This is a genomic window from Nesterenkonia alba DSM 19423 (assembly GCF_000421745.1).
Lineage (GTDB): Bacteria > Actinomycetota > Actinomycetes > Actinomycetales > Micrococcaceae > Nesterenkonia > Nesterenkonia alba.
On sequence record NZ_ATXP01000010.1, the window covers coordinates 25,662 to 43,441 of the forward strand.

At 65.3% G+C, this 17,780-nt stretch carries 19 protein-coding genes and 1 tRNA gene; 13 read left to right on the plus strand and 7 right to left on the minus strand.

The genetic code is table 11. The annotated features are described in order from the left end of the window. The first annotated feature begins 5 nt into the window (after positions 1–5). A complete protein-coding gene (locus tag H578_RS14245; RefSeq protein WP_022873249.1) occupies positions 6–827 on the plus strand; it encodes a DedA family protein in 822 nt (273 codons plus the stop codon). Between the two features lie 28 nt (positions 828–855). On the opposite strand, the gene H578_RS0108380 is transcribed toward H578_RS14245, so the two are convergent. The 4 genes from H578_RS0108380 to H578_RS0108395 are packed head-to-tail and all read right to left on the minus strand — an operon-like array spanning position 856 to position 4,892. Beyond that, positions 856–1,656: an ABC transporter ATP-binding protein gene (locus H578_RS0108380; RefSeq protein WP_022873250.1), complete on the minus strand. Its 801-nt coding sequence runs from the start codon at positions 1,654–1,656 to the stop codon at positions 856–858. After that, complete coding sequence (locus H578_RS0108385; protein ID WP_022873251.1) at positions 1,653–2,747, minus strand: FecCD family ABC transporter permease; 1,095 nt, start codon at positions 2,745–2,747, stop codon at positions 1,653–1,655. Before H578_RS0108385 ends, H578_RS0108380 begins: the two co-directional genes overlap by 4 nt. After that, complete coding sequence (locus H578_RS0108390) at positions 2,744–3,805, minus strand: FecCD family ABC transporter permease (RefSeq protein ID WP_022873252.1); 1,062 nt, start codon at positions 3,803–3,805, stop codon at positions 2,744–2,746. Before H578_RS0108390 ends, H578_RS0108385 begins: the two co-directional genes overlap by 4 nt. 10 nt (positions 3,806–3,815) lie before the next feature. After that, positions 3,816–4,892: an ABC transporter substrate-binding protein gene (locus tag H578_RS0108395; protein WP_022873253.1), complete on the minus strand. Its 1,077-nt coding sequence runs from the start codon at positions 4,890–4,892 to the stop codon at positions 3,816–3,818. 161 nt (positions 4,893–5,053) lie between these two features. Between H578_RS0108395 and H578_RS0108400 the strand changes: the two genes are divergently transcribed. From H578_RS0108400 to H578_RS0108450, 11 genes are all read left to right on the plus strand, one after another. Beyond that, positions 5,054–5,788, plus strand: a complete 735-nt coding sequence (locus H578_RS0108400; protein WP_211215193.1) for an AraC family transcriptional regulator — start codon at positions 5,054–5,056, stop codon at positions 5,786–5,788. A 55-nt stretch (positions 5,789–5,843) separates the two neighbouring features. Next, entirely contained in the window at positions 5,844–7,010 is a 1,167-nt protein-coding gene (locus tag H578_RS0108405) for an adenosine deaminase (RefSeq protein WP_022873255.1), read from the plus strand. A gap of 21 nt (positions 7,011–7,031) precedes the next feature. Continuing rightward, entirely contained in the window at positions 7,032–7,439 is a 408-nt protein-coding gene (locus H578_RS14250) for a MazG nucleotide pyrophosphohydrolase domain-containing protein (RefSeq protein ID WP_022873256.1), read from the plus strand. Positions 7,440–7,529: 90 nt separating this feature from the next. Then, on the plus strand, positions 7,530–8,810 hold the full coding sequence (eno, locus tag H578_RS0108415; RefSeq protein ID WP_028464094.1) for a phosphopyruvate hydratase: 1,281 nt from the start codon (positions 7,530–7,532) through the stop codon (positions 8,808–8,810). Between the two features lie 201 nt (positions 8,811–9,011). Further along, complete coding sequence (locus H578_RS15635) at positions 9,012–9,671, plus strand: FtsB family cell division protein (RefSeq protein ID WP_022873258.1); 660 nt, start codon at positions 9,012–9,014, stop codon at positions 9,669–9,671. A 35-nt stretch (positions 9,672–9,706) separates the two neighbouring features. Beyond that, positions 9,707–10,228 carry a DUF501 domain-containing protein gene (locus tag H578_RS0108425; protein WP_028464095.1) on the plus strand — a complete coding sequence of 174 codons (522 nt, stop codon included), beginning with the start codon at positions 9,707–9,709 and terminating at the stop codon, positions 10,226–10,228. Continuing rightward, on the plus strand, positions 10,219–11,187 hold the full coding sequence (locus H578_RS0108430; RefSeq protein WP_028464096.1) for a Ppx/GppA phosphatase family protein: 969 nt from the start codon (positions 10,219–10,221) through the stop codon (positions 11,185–11,187). Before H578_RS0108425 ends, H578_RS0108430 begins: the two co-directional genes overlap by 10 nt. Then, positions 11,184–12,689, plus strand: coding sequence for a S8 family peptidase (locus H578_RS14260; RefSeq protein WP_022873259.1), 1,506 nt, complete (start codon positions 11,184–11,186; stop codon positions 12,687–12,689). The genes H578_RS0108430 and H578_RS14260 overlap by 4 nt, the downstream gene beginning before the upstream one ends. Before the next feature lie 34 nt (positions 12,690–12,723). Further along, complete coding sequence (locus H578_RS0108440; RefSeq protein ID WP_022873260.1) at positions 12,724–14,106, plus strand: NAD(P)/FAD-dependent oxidoreductase; 1,383 nt, start codon at positions 12,724–12,726, stop codon at positions 14,104–14,106. A 72-nt stretch (positions 14,107–14,178) separates the two neighbouring features. Further along, positions 14,179–14,252 (plus strand) — tRNA-Leu (locus H578_RS0108445). A 26-nt stretch (positions 14,253–14,278) separates the two neighbouring features. Further along, positions 14,279–15,007: a hypothetical protein gene (locus H578_RS0108450; protein WP_156837273.1), complete on the plus strand. Its 729-nt coding sequence runs from the start codon at positions 14,279–14,281 to the stop codon at positions 15,005–15,007. Here the strand turns inward: H578_RS0108450 and H578_RS15935 are convergent. Genes H578_RS15935 through H578_RS0108460 form a run of 3 tightly spaced genes read right to left on the minus strand, consistent with a single transcriptional unit; the run spans position 15,004 to position 16,546 of the window. After that, positions 15,004–15,357, minus strand: a complete 354-nt coding sequence (locus H578_RS15935) for a CHY zinc finger protein (RefSeq protein ID WP_084710108.1) — start codon at positions 15,355–15,357, stop codon at positions 15,004–15,006. The genes H578_RS0108450 and H578_RS15935 overlap by 4 nt on opposite strands. After that, positions 15,357–15,986, minus strand: coding sequence for an energy-coupling factor transporter transmembrane component T family protein (locus H578_RS0108455; RefSeq protein WP_022873262.1), 630 nt, complete (start codon positions 15,984–15,986; stop codon positions 15,357–15,359). Before H578_RS0108455 ends, H578_RS15935 begins: the two co-directional genes overlap by 1 nt. Then, positions 15,983–16,546, minus strand: coding sequence for a biotin transporter BioY (locus tag H578_RS0108460; RefSeq protein WP_022873263.1), 564 nt, complete (start codon positions 16,544–16,546; stop codon positions 15,983–15,985). The genes H578_RS0108455 and H578_RS0108460 overlap by 4 nt, the downstream gene beginning before the upstream one ends. Before the next feature lie 256 nt (positions 16,547–16,802). Between H578_RS0108460 and H578_RS0108465 the strand changes: the two genes are divergently transcribed. Further along, positions 16,803–17,726 carry a Bax inhibitor-1/YccA family protein gene (locus H578_RS0108465; RefSeq protein WP_022873264.1) on the plus strand — a complete coding sequence of 308 codons (924 nt, stop codon included), beginning with the start codon at positions 16,803–16,805 and terminating at the stop codon, positions 17,724–17,726. Positions 17,727–17,780 lie beyond the last annotated feature (54 nt).

Consider the following 17,780-nt stretch of genomic DNA (forward strand, 5'->3'; position numbering starts at 1 on the left):
CCGCCGTGGGACTCAGCGAGATCATCGACCGCGCCCAGGAGCTCGTGCTCGACGCCGCCTCCGGGTGGTGGACCCTCCTGGGCCTGTTCGCCTTCTGCGTGGGTGACGGGTTCTTCCCCGTCCTGCCGTCGGACACCATCGTCATCGGACTGGCCTCCGTGCAGGGGGAGCCCGGCACGCCCTTCTGGCTGTGGATCACCCTGGTAGCCGCAGCCGGAGCCGTCACCGGGGATTTCATCGCCTGGCATATGGGACGCGCCATTGGCACCGAGCGGTTCCGGTGGATGCGTAAACCCGCCATGCAGCGGACTCTGCTGTGGGCTCGTCACGAGCTCGACAAACGCGGAGTGCTGGTCATCTTCGTCGGACGGTTCATCCCCGGAGCGCGGGTCGCCATCAACTTCGTGGCCGGGTCCACTGCTTTCTCCCTGCGGCGGTTCTTGCTCATCGACGCGGCAGCTTCGCTGATGTGGGCGGGGTGGCTGACCGGGCTCGGGGTGGTGGGTACAGCACTTTTCGGCAATATGTTCATCGCGATGGTGGTGGGGATCGGAGTCGCGATCGTTGTCGGGTGGATCTTCGAACGGGCGTTCGCGCGCCTGACCGCATGGCTGGATTCCCGTGGCGTGCAGATCGACCCGGAGGGCTATCAGGACACCTCCACCATCGAAGTGGAGCTTCCGTTGCACCTGCCCGGCCGCCGTGGTGAGCACCACGGTCACTCCCGGCACCGTGAAGACCACCACGACGACGACGCCACTGGCGGTCACTGCGACCCCGACGACGAAGACGGCGCAGATCCGGAGCGTTCCCACCCTTCCGGTTGAGCGCTCGAGCCAGCCAGGGCTTCCTGGCTCAGCTCGCTTCGGTGGCGGTCGCCGTCCTGGGGTCGAGAGGCACCACCGAGGGGGTGCCCGTCACAGGATCAGGAACCACCAGGCTGCGCAGGCCGAAGACCTCTTCGACCATTTCGCCGGTGATGACGTCCTGAGGATGGCCGGTGGCGATCACACGGCCGTCCCGCATGACGATGAGATGGTCGGCGTAACGAGCGGCCTGGTTGAGGTCATGCAGCACTGTGACCACGGTCTTGCCCTGCTCGTGGAACCCGCGGAAGAGCTCCATCAGCTCGTACTGGTGAGCGATGTCTAAGAACGTGGTGGGCTCGTCGAGCAACATGATCGAAGTCTGCTGGGCCAGCAGCATCGCCACCCAGACGCGCTGGCGTTGACCCCCGGAGAGCTCATCGACCAGCCGGCCGGAGAGCTCGGTGAGCTTCGTGGCCTGCAGGGCAGCGTTGACCGCCTCCTCGTCGGAGGCCTGCCACTGCTGGAAAAGCCCCTGGTGCGGCGCCCGTCCCCTTGAGACCAGGTCCGCCACACGGATGCCGTCGGGGGCCAGCGAGCTTTGCGGCAGTAGCCCCAGACGCTGAGCGAGCTCCTTGCTGCGGTACTGCTGGACAGCTTTGCCGTCTAGAAGCACCTCTCCGGCGCTGGGGGTGAGCACACGGGCCAGGGCACGCAGCAAGGTGGACTTCCCGCAGCCGTTGGGTCCGATGATGGCGGTGAAGGAATCCTCCGGGACCTCTACGCTGAGGTCTTCGGAGATGATCTTTCTGTCATAGCCGATGGTGATGCTCTCAGCGCTGAGCCTCATGGCATGACTCCGTTGTGTCGACGTGCCTCGCGCATCAGCAGCCAGATCAGATAGATCCCGCCGAGGCAGACTGTGATCAGCCCCACCGGGACGGGGCGATAGACCTGGGCGACCGCCAGGGACAGCAGGTGAGCTGCGGTCAGCAGCAGCGCTCCCATCATTGCTGCAGAGAACATGCTCACTCCGGCCGATCGGGTGATCCGGCGGGCCAGTTGGGGTGCCACCAGTGCGATGAAGCCGATCGGGCCTGCTGCGGCGGTGACCAGGGCGGTCGTGGCCACACCGGTGACGATGAGCCCCAGTCTGGCGGAGTTGACTGCGATGCCTTGTGTCGTGGCGGCGTCGTCGCCCAGCTCCAGCTGACGAAGGGATCTGGCGAGTGCCGTCGCTGCAAGGATGATCGCGCACCCCAGCGCTGCCGCAGGGACCATGCCGGTCCAGGTGACTCTGGTGATGGTCCCTGCACCCCAGAACCCCACGGTCATAGCGTCGTCGATCTCAGCCCGGGTTATCAGGTAGGCGTTGGCCGAGCCGAGCATGGCGGACACCCCGATGCCCACAACGATCAGTCGGAACCCCTGGATGCCGCGCCGATAGGCCAGCAGGTAGACGGCGCAAGCGGTCAGTAGCCCTCCGGCCAGTGCGGCAGTGGCCACTGACCAGTATCCGCCCGAGCCGAGGACCAAGATGGTGATGACCACGGCGAAGTAGGCTCCGGCGTCGAACCCGATGATGTCCGGAGATCCCAGCGGATTGCGGGTCAGTGACTGGAAGATGGCTCCGCCGATGCCCAGCAGTGCGCCGAAGACCACGGCGGCTGCAGCCACCGGGGCTCGCCAGTCCAGCACGATCATCCGGTGGAAGTCTTCCCCGGCGCCCGTGAGCGTGGTGAAGACCTCACCGAGGGTGAGGGGGTAGTCCCCCAGGGTGATCGCCAGCAGGCCCATCAGTACCGCGGCTGCGCCGAGCAGCAGGGCGAGGCACACCAGCCGTACTGGGATCCTGGCCGACCACCAGGGCGTGCGAGGGCGGAGTACCGAATACCCGAAGTCGACGTCACATCCCGGTCGAGGAGCGGTCCTGGTGCTCATAGTCCGCTGGCCTTTCGGTGCCGCACGAGGGCAATCAGAACCGGGGCCCCGACGATGGCAGTCAGGATGCCGACCTCTACTTCTCCAGGCCGGGCGATCACCCGGCCAAGAATGTCCGCGGCAAGGACCAGCACAGGGGCCGCCAGCGCTGAACAGAGGATGATCCAGCGTTGGTCCGGTCCGACGAACCACCGGACAATGTGCGGGACCATCAGCCCGACGAACGCGATGCCGCCGGTGAGTGCCGTGGCCCCGCCGGCCAGCAGGGTCACCGCGATGATCCCCAGGACCCGGGTGCGCATGATCTTGGTCCCCAGTGAGGCGGCGAGATCATCGCCCAGGGTCACGGAGTTCAGTGAGCCGGAAAGGCATACGGCGATCGCCAGGCCGGTCAACAGCAGAGGGAGGACCGAGAGGGTGTCTGCGAGGTCGGTGCGGGCGATCGAGCCTAAGCCCCAATTGCGGATGGAGCGGAAGGTGTCCGGGTCGATGAGAGTCAGGAACGTGCTGAACCCGTTCAGCACCGCGCCCAGGGCGACCCCAGCCAGGACCAGCGTGACCGGAGAGATGATGCCGCGGCCTGCAGAACCGATCACATAGACCAGCAGCGTCGCTGCCGCAGCTCCCAAGAAGGCGAACCAGATGTAGCCGGTAATGCCGGTCAACCCGAAGAAACCGACGCCGAGGGTGACAGCGAATCCTGCCCCGGCGTTGACCCCGAGGATCCCGGGGTCGGCCAGCGGGTTGCGGGTCAGCGCCTGAATGAGGGCGCCGGCCACTCCGAAGCAGGCGCCGACGATCACCCCCACCACAGTCCGGGGGATGCGTAACTCCCAGACGATGAGCGAAGCCTCAGTGGTGTCCCGGACCCACAGACCGGTCCACACCTGCGAGTAACTCAACGAGTTAGACCCGTGGGCCAGGCTGGTCAACAGCAGCAGTCCCAGGGCAGCCAGGAGGGTGAACAGTCCAAGGGTCCTACGCCGTGTCAGTGCCTGCCGGGCAGAGGGCGGGGCAGCCATCTTCTGCCCGGCAGGCACCTGCGTGTCTACCGGCATGCGATGGGGGCTATCCCTCAAGCCCGGCTTCGTTGGCCCAGTCAGCCAGGGCGTCTAACATCCACGGGAGGCTCTTTGCGCTGGCACCGCGGCGGAGGACCCATATGGCACCGGCCTCAGCGCGCTCGTCCTCAGTGGCCAGCACCGGGACATACCGGCCCTCCTGGACCGCCGGGATCTGTTGGAACAGCTCGGAGGACTCGCGGCCCTCCTGGATGGACTCCTCGGCGTAGAACATGATGAGGATGTCGGCGTCGAGGTCGGCCTGGTTCTCTTCGGAGACGCTGGCGTCTTCAGCGTAGGCCTCGGCACCAGACGGAGTTTCAAAGCCCAGCATATTGACGATCTCCTCGGCGGTGCCGCCGGGGGTGTTGTAATACTCGATGCCGTATTCCTCGCCGTAGTCGGTGGCCAGGGTGAGGCTGGTGCCTTCAAACTCCGGGTGGTCGGCGGCAGTGTCTTCGATGGACTGCTCCGCCTCGGCGATGACCTCCGCGGCCGCCTCGGAGAGGTCCAGGGCCTGCCCGAGGAGCTCAGGGGCATCCCGCCAGTCCACCTGGTCACCAGGGACGATCTCGTCGTGCTCCAGCACAGGTGCGATCTCAGAGAGCCGCTCGATCTCCTCATCCTCGAACCACTCGGCGGTGTTGGGTACGAAGATCAGATCAGGGTCGGAGGCGGCGATGCCCTCCACGTTGAGATCGGCGTCCTCACGCTCTTCCAGTGTCTCGATGTTCTCAAGCCACTGGTCATCCATCCAGCCGTACTCGAAGCTGCGGGAGGAGGCGTAGACCGGGGTCACGCCAAGAGAGGCCGCCGCGTCGTGGTTGGGATTCCAGCCCACGACCGCGATCCGTTCGGGCCGCTGTTGAAGCTCAATCTCGCCGTGGACGGTATCGATACTCAGGGGATACTCCACGTTCCCCTCAGCCTCCGGCACCAGACCCTCGCCGGTCTGGGAGTCTGAGGTGTCGCCGTCGTCGTCGTTGTCCTCGCTGTCCTCCGTTCCGGCGCAGGCGGTCAATAGCAGGAGGGTTCCGACCAGCAGGGCGGTGGGCTTTGCCCAGGGGGAGGAGGGCACGGTCATGGATAGGCCTTTCTCATCAGGGTGGTGACATCAGCGGGCACACAGACACCGCTTGCCTGATTAGGTTAGGCGAACCTATTCTTATTCGGTTCGCCGATCCCGTCAGAGGATGAACACATTCCGACAGCCGACACGCCAAGCCCGAAAGGACGAGTGCAGTGGTGACCATCACGGCAACGCGGTCTTCTGTGTGGATTCCTTCGGCGGTGCTGAGCGAACGAGTGGAGGATGACATCCACGTGCTCCTCTGGCAGGTGCGCGGATGCACCGACCTGATGGTTGAAGGGCAGTCGTATGAACTCACTGCTGGAACTGCCCGATGGATTCCCGCTGGTCTCCGGCATGGTTTCACCGTCCGGGAGGACTCCGTGGTGGTGCCGTTGTTCTTCCCGCGAGAGCTGATTGCCACCACAGTGCAGGAGTCGACCACGGTGACGGTGGGGCACGATCTGCACTCTCTGTTACTGGCCCATATGGTCTCCTCGAGTAGTCAGATCAGGCCGGCAGTGAATATCACCCGCCAAGTGCTGGCGCTGATCGAGCAGAGTCCGATCGCCTCGGAATCGCTACCCATGCCGACCGGAGCACAGGCGCGGCGAGTGGCCGAAGCCCTACGGTTCAACCCGGGTGACACTCGGTGCGTGGCTGAGCTGGCAGCCTCCGTGCACGTCTCGGAGCGGACCCTGGAGCGGGCGTTTGTCGCCGAGACCGGAAGCACATTACGGGAGTGGAGGATCCGCAACCGGGTGGAAGCAGCCGCAGTGCTGTTGCGTTCCGGTGCGGCCGTCGACGCGGTGGCACACCGAGTCGGGTATACCCACGTCAACGCTTTTCGTCGAGTCTTCAAAGAGCACTTCGGCGTCACACCGACCGCTTACCGCCGCCGGTACGGGTGACCGGCTCCAGAACGACTCCGGTCACCTTCAGCAGCAGCGCCGGTAGAGTGGCCGTGTGACATTCACTGATGCTGCCTCCAGCACGCCCGTTGCCCAGCTCGAAGAACAGATTCGTCCTCTTCCGAAAGTCTCCCTGCACGATCACCTCGACGGATCGCTGCGGGCAACGACCCTCATCGAGCTCGCGGGCACGATCGGACACGCCCTTCCTGCTGAAGACCCTGAGGAGCTGCAGCGGGTCTTTCGCCGCAATGCCGCCTCCGGTGACTTGGTCCAGTACCTTCAGGCCTTCGAGCACACCACTGCGGTGATGCAAACCGCCGAGAACCTGCGTCGCATCGCTCGCGAATACGTGGAGGATCTGGCCGCCGACGGCGTCCTCTACGCTGAGGTCCGGTGGGCTCCCGAACAGCACCTCACCGGGGGACTGAGCCTCGATGACGCCGTCGAAGCCGTCCAGGCCGGGCTGAACGAAGGTGCCGAGTCCGTCGCTGAAGCCGATGGGGTCATCGTGATCGGGCAGATCCTCTCCGCCATGCGACAGCACGACCGTGCCCCCGAGATCGCCGAACTTGCCCTACGGCACCGCGACGCCGGCGTCGTCGGTTTCGACATCGCCGGCCCCGAGCAGGGGTTTCCTCCGGTGAACTTCGCCCCGGCATTCACCATCCTGGCGGAGGCGATGTTCCCCACCACAGTGCACGCCGGAGAGGCTGCAGGCATCGATTCCATTCGTGATGCGCTCGTCTCTGGGCGGGCTCAGCGCCTCGGCCACGGGGTTCGCATCGCCGAGGACATCACCGTCACCACCGGGGACGACTCCCGCTCCAAGACCGGTGAGGGTGAAGAGCAGCTCGTCGAAGTCGAATTGGGGCATATCGCCCGGTGGGTCCGTGACCGGCAGATCCACCTGGAGATCAGCCCCACCTCCAATCTTCAGACCGGGGCCATTGCGACCTTTGCTGAAGGAACACCCACCCCCACCCTGGTTGACCACCCCTTCGACATGCTCTACCAGCTGGGTTTCAACGTGGGTGTGAATACCGATAACCGGTTGGTCTCTGGCGTGACGCTCTCCGGTGAACTGGCTGCCCTGGCTGATGCCTTCGACTACAGCCTCGCCGAACTCGCCGACTTCCAGGTCAACGCCCTGGAATCGAGTTTCCTCGGGTACGAGGAACGAGAAACCCTCACGGCCGTACTGCTGGAAGCCTGGCAGTAACCGCACAGGGAGGCAGCGACTGTGGCGGAGAACAACCTGGCGAATATGCAGCGGTTGCAGCAGATCATTGCTGAACTGCGTCAGCACTGCCCCTGGACAGCACAGTTGACCCACGAATCCCTCACCGAGTACCTGACCGAAGAAGCCCAGGAGGTCGCTGAGGAGATCAGCGCTGGGGTCACCGGTGAGCCATTGCGTCAGGAACTCGGGGATGTTCTGCTCCAAGTGGTCCTCCACGCCCAGCTAGCCTCCGAACGAGGCGAGTTCGATCTGGACGGCGTAGCCGAGGCGATCAGTGCCAAACTCATCCGACGCAACCCCCACGTCTACGCACCCGATGGCACCCTGGACCCGAAGGCGGCGTCGATCCCGGAGATCGAAGCGGCCTGGCAGCGAGTCAAAGCCGAGGAGAAAAACACCGGAGCATAAGCCCCCGGTGCCTGAAGTCGATAGAGTGTGGATGAAGTCACCGTCGACTGCTCATCTGACCCCATCACCCTTATGAAGGAGCAGCAATCCATGTCCCTCATCGCCAGTGTCTACGGCCGTGAAATCCTCGACTCCCGCGGTAACCCCACTGTGGAAGTCGACGTCCTGCTCGACGACGGCAGCTTCGGCCAGGCAGCAGTGCCCTCCGGTGCTTCCACCGGCGCCTTCGAAGCCGTCGAACGGCGCGACGGGGAGAAATCCCGTTACCTCGGCAAAGGGGTTCGAGAAGCCGTCAAAGCCGTCAACGAGGTCATCGCCCCTGCGCTGGAAAGCCTCGACGCCACTGAACAACGGGTTATCGACCAGGTGCTGCTGGATCTCGACGGCACCGAGAACAAAGGCTCCCTGGGGGCCAATGCCATCCTCGGGGTCTCCCTGGCTGTGGCCAAAGCTGCCGCCGACGCCTCCGACCTGCCGCTGTACAAGTACCTCGGCGGCCCCAACGCCCACCTGCTGCCGGTGCCGATGATGAATATCCTCAACGGCGGTTCCCACGCGGACTCCAATGTGGACATCCAGGAGTTCATGATCGCGCCCATCGGGCAGGCGACGTTCTCCGAGGCACTGCGCGCCGGGGTGGAGGTTTACCACGCGCTCAAGGCCCTGCTGAAGTCCAAGGGGCTCTCCACCGGACTCGGAGACGAAGGCGGATTCGCCCCAGACCTGCCGAGCAACCGAGCCGCCCTGGACCTCATTACCGAGGCGATCAGCAACGCCGGTTACACCCCCGGTACCGACATTGCCCTGGCGCTGGATGTGGCCGCCACGGAGTTCTACGCCGACGGTGCTTACACCTTCGAAGGGGAGAAGAAGACCCCAGAGCAGATGAGTGCCTACTACGGTGAACTCGTCGCCGACTACCCGCTGGTCTCCATCGAGGACCCACTCGACGAAGACGACTGGGAGGGGTGGAAGACCCTCACCGAGAACATCGGCGCCACTGTCCAGTTGGTCGGTGACGACCTCTTCGTCACCAACCCCGACCGGTTGCAGAAGGGCATCAGCACCGGTGCGGCCAACTCGCTGCTGGTCAAGGTCAACCAGATCGGTTCGCTGACCGAGACCCTCGAGGCGATCTCCCTGGCCCAGCGTTCCACTTACACCACGATGATCTCCCACCGCTCCGGGGAGACCGAGGACGTCACCATCGCCGATATCGCGGTGGCCTCCAATGCCGGTCAGATCAAGACCGGCGCCCCAGCCCGCTCCGAGCGTGTGGCGAAGTACAACCAGTTGCTGCGCATCGAGGAGGAACTCGGCGACGCCGCCCGCTACGCCGGGGCATCGGCGTTCCCGCGCTTCACCGCCTAACTCAGGTGGCAGCACCGCCCTGACTTTTCATCACCTGATGTGAATTTCCCCCGGTGACCGCATGGTGACCGTGCATCAGGTGATGAAAAGTCGCCGGGGTGAGGACAGGCGGCGTGTCAGAGGGTCGGTCTATACTCCGCCACCCTTACGCTTAAGGCTGGTCGGATTCCTTCCCATCGCCGTCCAGCAAGGGGGTGCGCCGTGGCGCGACACGCACGCCGAGACGAGGACCTCGGCTCGCTGCGCAGCAAACCCTCCACCTCGCGGGCTCGTCGCAGTGAGGCCCGTGCGGCCGAAGAGCGGGCCCGCCGGCTCGCCGAACGTGACCGCATCTCCGGGGAGATCCACACCCCAGCGGATATCACCGCCAAGCGAGCCCGCCGGGCAGACCGTCCCAACCAGCCGCGGCACCCCGCCTCGGCGAAGGCCCCGGTCTCAGCCTCGGCGCTGGTGCCGGAGCGGACCTTCTCCGGCCGGACGATTCTGCTGACGATTGTGGCCCTGGTGGTGCTGTCCTTTGTGGTCCCCACGGTGCGCTCGTATATCCAGCAGCAAGCGGAGATCACCGAGCTGTCCGCCGACATCCGGCAGGAGGAACAGCGCCAGGCTGAGCTCTACAGCGAACTCAACCGGTGGGAGGATCCGGAGTACATTCAGCAGCAGGCCCGCCAGCGCCTGCAGTTGGTCCAGCCCGGCGAGAGCCGCTACCACCTGGTCGGTGATCTCCACGAGGAAGCCGCCGAGGTCGAAGCCGAGCAGCAGGAAGAGCCCGAGGAGGGCTGGACCGGCCAGCTGTGGGACTCGGTGGTTGATGCCGCCGAGGGCGAATCCGCCGATGAAGGGAACGCCGGGGAAGAATAGGGGCCCGCCCGCCGCTACCGGTACGCTTGGACGCTGTGAACCCGACGACGACCGCGCCCAGTGCAGAAGACCTCACCATGCTCAGTCAACAACTGGGCCGTGAGGTGCGCGACGTCGTCGAAATTCCCGCCCGGTGCCGCTGCGGTAGCCCATTGGTCGCCACCACTGCACCGCGGCTGTCCAATGGAACGCCGTTCCCTACTACCTTCTATCTCACTCACCCGGCACTCACCACGGCGGTCTCCCGGCTGGAAGCCAACGGGGTGATGAAGCAGATGAACGAGCGTCTCACCGAAGATGCCGACCTGGCGCAGCAGTACCGTCGAGCCCATGCGAACTACCTCACCGAACGCGAGCGGATTCGCCAGGCCGCCGGACTGGAACCGGTTGAGGAGATCGAGGGAATCTCTGCCGGTGGCATGCCGGAGCGGGTCAAATGCCTGCACGCCCTGGTCGGTCACGCGCTGGCCGTGGGCCCGGGCATCAACCCACTAGGGGATGAGACCCTCCGCCTCATTCAGCACGAGTGGACCCCGGAGGTGTGCGCATGCGCGTAGCGGCCATTGACTGTGGGACCAACTCCATCCGACTGCTCATCGCCGATGTCGAGCTGCCCGGTTCCGGTGCGGTCACCGATGTGGTGCGCAAGATGACCGTGGTCCGCCTCGGTGAAGGCGTGGATGAAACCGGCAGCTTCGCCCCTGAGGCCCTGGAACGCACCTTCGCTGCCGTGGACGCCTACGCTGAGGACATCCGCCGGCATAAGGCCGAAGCGGTACGGTTCGTGGCGACCAGCGCCTCTCGAGACGTGCAGAACCGGGAGGAGTTCGTCGCCGGCGTCGTGGATCGTTTAGGTGTCGAACCCGAAGTGATCCGCGGCAGCGAGGAGGCAGGGCTGTCCTTTTCCGGGGCCGCCAGTCTGCTGGACCGGGATCCCGACCGCACGGTGTTGGTGGTCGACGTCGGCGGCGGCTCCACTGAATTCGTCCTGGGCACCTGCGACGGCGCCGAGCACGCCATCAGCACCGATATGGGGTGCGTGCGTTTCACCGAACGTCACATGCGTACCGACCCCCCGGCGGAGACCGAGACTTCCATGGCCACGTTCGAGACGCTCTCCTTCTTGGAGGACGTCGCCCAGGTCATGCCGCTGCACGAGGCGGATACGGTCATCGGGGTGGCCGGCAGCGTCACCACAGTGACCGCCCATGCGCTGAAGCTTGAAGACTACGACGCCGAACTCATCCACGGTGCCGAACTTCCCCTCTCTGCCATCCACGACTCAGTGGACCAACTGGTCCACGCCACCCGCGCCGAACGGGCCGCTATGCCGTTTATGCACCCCGGCCGGGTGGACGTCATCGGCGCCGGGGCGCTGATCTGGGGAACCATCCTCGACTACTTGAACAAGATCACTGATGGCAAGGTGACCACTGCCATCGCCAGCGAACACGACATCCTCGACGGGATCGCGATGTCCGTGGCGCGCCAGCACACCGAGGAGAACGACTCATGAGCTTCACCATCCGCCGCGGACTGGGCCTGCTGACCGGTGCGGCCCTCCTCGCCCCGGTGTTCACCGCCTCCACGGTGACTACCGCACCCCAGGCCCAGGCCGAAACCTGGCGCAACGCCCAGTTCTGGCTTGAGGACTACGGGGTGACCGAAGCCTGGGAGACCACACAGGGTGAAGGGGTCACCATCGCGGTCATCGACACCGGGATCGACGCCGATCACCCCACCTTCAACGGGGCCGTGGTCGGCGGGGAGGACTTCTCCGGCGGTGGCGACGGCTCCGGGGGACCGGTGGAACAGACCGCCACCGAGCACGGCACCCTGGTGGCCAGTCTCATCGCCGGGCGCGGCACCGAACCTGAAGAAATCGAGGACCCATTCGACGAGGAAATCTTCGATGAGATGACCGATGAAGAGTGGGACGCGTGGTTCGAGGAGAACATCATCGCCGACCTCGAGGAGACCTACGGGGAGGACTGGGAAGAAGAGGTCGATATGGACCTCATCGAAGAGTTCTACGAGACCCGCCGCTTCCCCGTTGACGATGCTCAAGAGGACGACGACGTCGACCCCCCGGCCCCCGAGGGTGGGGAGACCGCCGGGGTCATCGGGGTTGCCCCCGAGGCTGACCTGCTCTCAGCCTCCCTGGTGCTGGAGGATCCCAACCCCTACGGCCCGGGTACTGAGGAGCAGATCGCTGAGGCGGTCGTCTGGGCGGTGGATGAAGGTGCGGACATCATCAATCTCTCCATCGGCTCCGGGCAACAGGAATGGCCCGAATCCTGGGACGATGCCTTCCTCCACGCTGAAGAGAACGATGTGCTCGTCATCGCCGCGGCCGGCAACCGGGCCGCCGGGCACTTCAGCGTCGGCGCTCCGGCGACGATCCCCGGCGTGCTGACCGTGGCCGGAGTGGACGAGGAACGCAATATCAGCCGGGATGCCTCGTCCCAGGGCATCGCCATCGATATCGCCGCGGCCTCTGAACCGCTGGTCGGAGCCATGCCCGGTGGGGAATACGCAATGTGGAATGGGACCTCCGGTGCTGCACCGATCGTCGCCGGAGCGGCAGCGCTGGTGATGGCCGCCCATCCGGACCTCAGCGCGGTCGAGGTCAAACACCGGCTGCTCACCAGTGCCGACTCCGCCGGCTCTGAGGGCATCGACCCCGAGTACGGGCACGGAGTGCTCAACGTGGCCGAGGCCGTCGACGGAGATGTTCCCGAGTTCGACGCCGACGCTTACGACACTCTCGCCGAATGGATCCGGGTCTACCGCCGCGCCGAAAGCGAGGACAACGGCCACGAAGACATCCCTGAGGACTCCGGGGTGGTGGCCGGGCCCGAAGGAGAGCCGCGTGAGGCACCCCAGGCCGCTGCGGCCCGCACCGTGCAGGACTGGGCGGGCCCGGCCGTCCTCGGTGGCGGGGGACTGTTACTGGTGCTGCTGATGACTGTGGCCGCCGTGCATCTCATCACCCGGTCCGGGCGCGGCAACAGCTGACGGCGGGAGCCGTCATGGCTATAGGATGAAACCCATGGCACATATCAAGCTCTCGGAGAAACCTCGCATCCTCATCGTCGGCGGTGGCTACGTCGGACTGACGGTCGCGCAGCAGCTGCAGAAGAAGGTCAAGGCCGCTGGCGGCGTCGTCACCCTCGTTGACCCGCTGCCGTATATGACGTACCAGCCGTTCCTGCCCGAGGTGGTCGGTGGCCACATCGAGCCCCGTCACGCCGTGGTGCCCCACCGCAAGCACCTGCGGCAGACCGAGATCATCAACGGCAAGGTCACCAGCGTGGACCACGAGGCCAAAACCGCTGTGGTTGGGCTCGATGAAGGTGAGAGCATCGAGGTGCCGTACCAGGACATCGTGATGGCCGCCGGTGCCACCACACGGACTTTCCCCATCGAGGGCTTAGCCGAGAACGGCATTGGTCTGAAAACCATCGAAGAGGCCGCCAGCCTGCGCAATCACATTCTGGAACGCCTGGAAGCGGCCTCCACCATGACGGATGAAGCGGCCAAGTCCCGGGCATTGAGCTTCGCCGTGGTCGGTGGCGGGTTCGCCGGTATTGAGTGCATCGCGGAGATGGAAGACATCATCCGCGCGGCAGTTGACGCTAACCCGCGGCTGGCCCAGTCCGATGTCCGCATCGTGCTGGTCGAGGCCATGGGACGGATCATGCCGGAGGTGTCCGAAGACCAGGCGGAAGGGGTTGTGGAGCACCTGCGCGGCCGTGGGATCGAGGTGCTGCTGAACACCTCCCTGGGTTCTGCGGTCGACGGTGAACTGACGCTGATCTCCATGCAGGACAAATCCGAGGTCGATAAGTTCGCTGCCGACACTCTGGTGTGGACCGCCGGTGTGGCCGCCAATGCCGTCGCCCGGTCTTCCAGCTTCCCCGTGGACGAACGCGGACGCATCACCAGCTCTGCGACCCTGCAGATCATCAACGAAGACGGCGACGTCATCGAGGGTGCCTGGGCCGCCGGTGATATCGCCGCCGTTCCGGACCTCACCGGTGCCGGCCCGGGCGGGTTCTGCGTACCGAACGCGCAGCACGCCTCCCGCCAGGCCAAAGTCCTGGCCAAGAACCTGTTCTCCACCCGCTATGGCAGCGGCGAGATCGCTGAGTACAAGCATGAGTCCCTCGGCGCAGTCGCCGGGCTCGGGCTGTACAAGGGCGTGGGTAACCCCATGGGCCTCAAGCTCGCTGGGCCGCTGGCCTGGCTGGCCCACCGGGGCTACCACGGCATGGCGATCCCCACCGTGGAGCGCACTGCCCGGGTGGCCGGTGGATGGGTCGGCGAACTCATCTTCGGCCGGGACATCACCGGTCTCCGCGACCTGGAGAACCCCCGCGGCGCCTTCGTGGAGGCTGCCGGAGGCGGAAAGAAGAAAGAAGCTTCCTCGTAGCACTGTGGTGGATCGGCCCGCTGGCCGGTCCACTGCGCGAAGGGGTCGTCGCGTGCAGACGACCCCTTCGGCGCCCCTGTAGCCCAACCGGTAGAGGCATCGGACTTAAAATCCGCTCAGTCCGGGTTCGAATCCCGGCAGGGGCACTGCATCGTTTTAACCTGGGGTGATGATGAGTCAACGGCCATCCGGTGCTGACGAAAGCCACACCGGCCAGCAAATGAAGCAGGCCGGCTCCGATGCGCGTCAGCTACAGGACACCGCCCTGGGGCGTGCCTCCGAGGAACGCGCCAGTGAACTGGAACAGCGGTGGGAAAACCGGCTGGCCTGGCCGGTTCTCATCGCCGCGTTCGTCTCGGTTCCTGCGGTGTTCCTCACCCTGCTCGATGAACCGTTCGAGATGATCGGGCACATCGGGCTGTGGGCGACCAGTGTGGTTCTCGTTTTCGAAACCACAGTGCTGTTTCTGGTCTCCCCGAAGAAGGTCGAATGGGTGCGCCGGAATTGGTGGCTCATCGGGCTGACCGTGCTGACGATCATCGCCGTGGTCTTCAGCATTGGGCCCATGCAGATTCTCCGCCTGCTGCGCAGTGTGGGGGCCCTGCGGGTTCTGCGGGCCAAGCAAGTCGCCAAGGCGGGGGAGTCCCTGGAGAAAATCGGCTCCTCTCGGCTGTGGGAGCATCTAGGCCGCATCCTGGCCACTGTGGTGGTGGCCGCTTTCGTCGTCGTCGCCCTTGCCGATCCGGAATCCCCGGCCCGAACCTTCCTCGACGATCTGGTAGGCGAAGAGGGGGCCGTCATCGCCGCGATCGGTGTGGGTGTGGTCATCATGGCGGTGATGTACCTGCTGGTCCGCCCCTCCAAAGATCACGATGACGACGCCGGTGAGCGGCACTCTTAAGCGAAGTATTCTCCCCAGTGAGCCGCGCACCCGGGGTTGAACACGGCTGCGCACTCGGGACAGCAAGAGGCCGTACGGTACTCGGTGATACTCAGTTGATGCCCACACACCCCGCACAGTAGTGCGCGCACATGGTGGTGCTCACCGGGCCAGACAGATCGCCGATGAGATTCGGCCTCATCGTGGCAGCGCAGGCAGGGGTACCAGCGGCGGCAGCAGTGGAAGAGGATAGCGACGACGTCGGCGGCGGTGGCGTAGTGCACACACCGGGTCTGATGGTCCACGGTGCGGCCGCGCACCACAGGAGGGTGCGCACTTTGCGGTGCGGGGGCGTCGTCGTGGGCTGTCATCAGCGCATCCCCCGGGCTACCAGTGCCTCTGAGGTTTCATCGGCATGCTTCAGTGTCATCACCAACAAGGGGGTGGTGGCCCCCACCGTGCTGCCCAGACCGGGTTTCACCCCGCGGGCGCGGCGGGCCTCACGGATCTGATCGTAGAAGGAGAACACCACGGGCACAGAGCGCATGGTCAGTGACATCGCCAGGGAGAGGCGTTCGGCGGTGACGCCCAGCCGTGCCAGTCCCAGCTGTTCAAGGGGAGTGACACCGCGCCGGATCAGCTCCATGACATCGGAGACCCGGGTCGTGAGGGTGACCAGTCCGGCCAGCAGGATGATCGCCACCACCCGGGCTGTGGTGACGACTGCTTCCTCCACGGTCAGGAAAACCAACTGCGGTACGGCGATGAGGACCAGCAGCCATTTCAGGGTCCACAGCCGGGCCGCCAGAGCACATAATCCCGTGGTGCCCGGGTGGGCCAACAGGAATCCGGCCACTACGACCACCCACGCCCCGGCGGTAACCCAGACCGTGGCCCCGAAGACTGCTGCGATGATGCCCAGCAGCAACAGGCCGAGCAGCTTGACCCCAGCGGGGATTCGGTGCAGGGGGGAGCGTCCCGGGCGGTAGAGGGGAATCACCGGCGGCGTCGCTGGGCGTAGCTGAAGGGAGACGGATATGCCCGAGCCAGCGAATGGGTGATGAGGATCGCGAAGACAGTCTTGGCCAAGTCCCCGGGAATGAAGACGAGGTTCGCCGCAGCCGCCTCATGCAGAGACAGGCCCAGGTTCAGTGCCATCCACGGCACTCCGCAGGCGTAGAGCACCACGATCCCGCCCAGGACCGTGCCCAGGGTGGTCCGCCACCAGCGCAGCGGCCACCGGTACTGCACGATGAGCCCCACGACGAAGGCAGCTGGGATCCACCCCAGGGCGAAACCGGCGGTGGGACCGGCATAGACGCCCAGACCGCCGGTGCCCTGGGACAGCAGCGGCAGCCCCGCCGCCGCCAACAGGTTCAGCAGCACCATGGCCCCGGCTCCCCGCCAGGGACCCAGCACCGCACCGGCCAACGTCACCCCGAGAGTCTGCAGCGTGATGGGGACCGGCCCTACGGGGATCGCAGCGACCTGCCCGAGCACGGCCACCAGGGCAGCGAAGACCGCCATCTGGGAAATCGCCGCGGCTGCCGAGGTACCCATCGGGCGGCGCCTGCGGCGTGACGGAGGAGTCGACACACTGGATTTTTGTTGGGTTTCCACCATGGCGGTGAGCTTATGCCCCAGGTGCCGCCGTGACGATTGGAGAAAACCTCTAAAAGGTGCTGGTGCGGCGTCGTCGGTGGTCTCGGGACGTCATGGGGCATAGAACAGGTCCGTCAGCCGTTAAGATAGGTGGCAACCAACGCTGGAGTCGTATACCTAGACGAGTCCTTGTCAGAAGGAGAGCGGAACCGCGATGTCCAACCCGATCTTCAACACCGGGGCGTTCCCCGACCAGTTCAGTGAGCAGAAGCGCGAACGCCGCCGCTTCTACATGAACTCCGACGCCGGCACTGTCACCGAGGACCGGCAGGCCGCCCAGCAGCGCACCTACGCCGAACAGTATGGCGTGCCGGGTCAGCAGGCTGGTACCCGCGGGGCCGACCCGCTGGAGCAGGCCTACAACCTGCCCGATGCCGCTGGCGCCGAGGGTGCCCCGATGACCTACGACGACGTCATTCGCAAGACGGTCATCAGCTTCGCCTTTGTGCTCCTGGGTGCCGGAACCACGGTGACCCTCGGGTGGAACAACCTGGGCGTCGCCTCGCTGCTGATGCTCGTGGGTGTCTTCGGCGGTCTGGCGCTGGGCTTGGTCAACGCGTTCAAGCGGGAACCCGTTCCCGGTCTCATCCTGGCCTACAGTGCACTGCAGGGGCTCTTCCTCGGCGGGATCTCCATGGTGCTGGAGCGTCAGTTCGACGGCATCGTTATCCAGGCAGTGCTGGGGACCGTCGCGGTCTTCGCCACGATCCTGGTGCTGTTTAAATCCGGCAGGGTCCGTGCCACTCCCAAGCTGAACAAGATGTTCCTGGTGGGCATTGCCGCCTACTTCGTCTTCTCCCTGCTGAACCTGGGGCTGATGCTCTTCGGTGTGACCGACTCCATGTTCGGGCTGCGCACCGAGTTCAGCCCGCTGCTGGGTGCTGCGATCGGCCTGTTCGCCATCGCCCTGGCTAGCTACGCCCTGGTGCTGGATTTCACCAACGTGCAGGAGGGTGTTGAGGCCGGTGTGGCCCAGAAGTACGGCTGGTCGGCTGCCTTCGGGCTGACCGTCTCCCTGGTGTGGCTCTACATCGAGATTCTGCGGCTGATCGCGATCTTCCGCGCGATGAGCGAGTAAGGCAGCTGCCCAGAACACGCACTGCACGAACCTCCAGGTAAGAGGGCTCGCCGG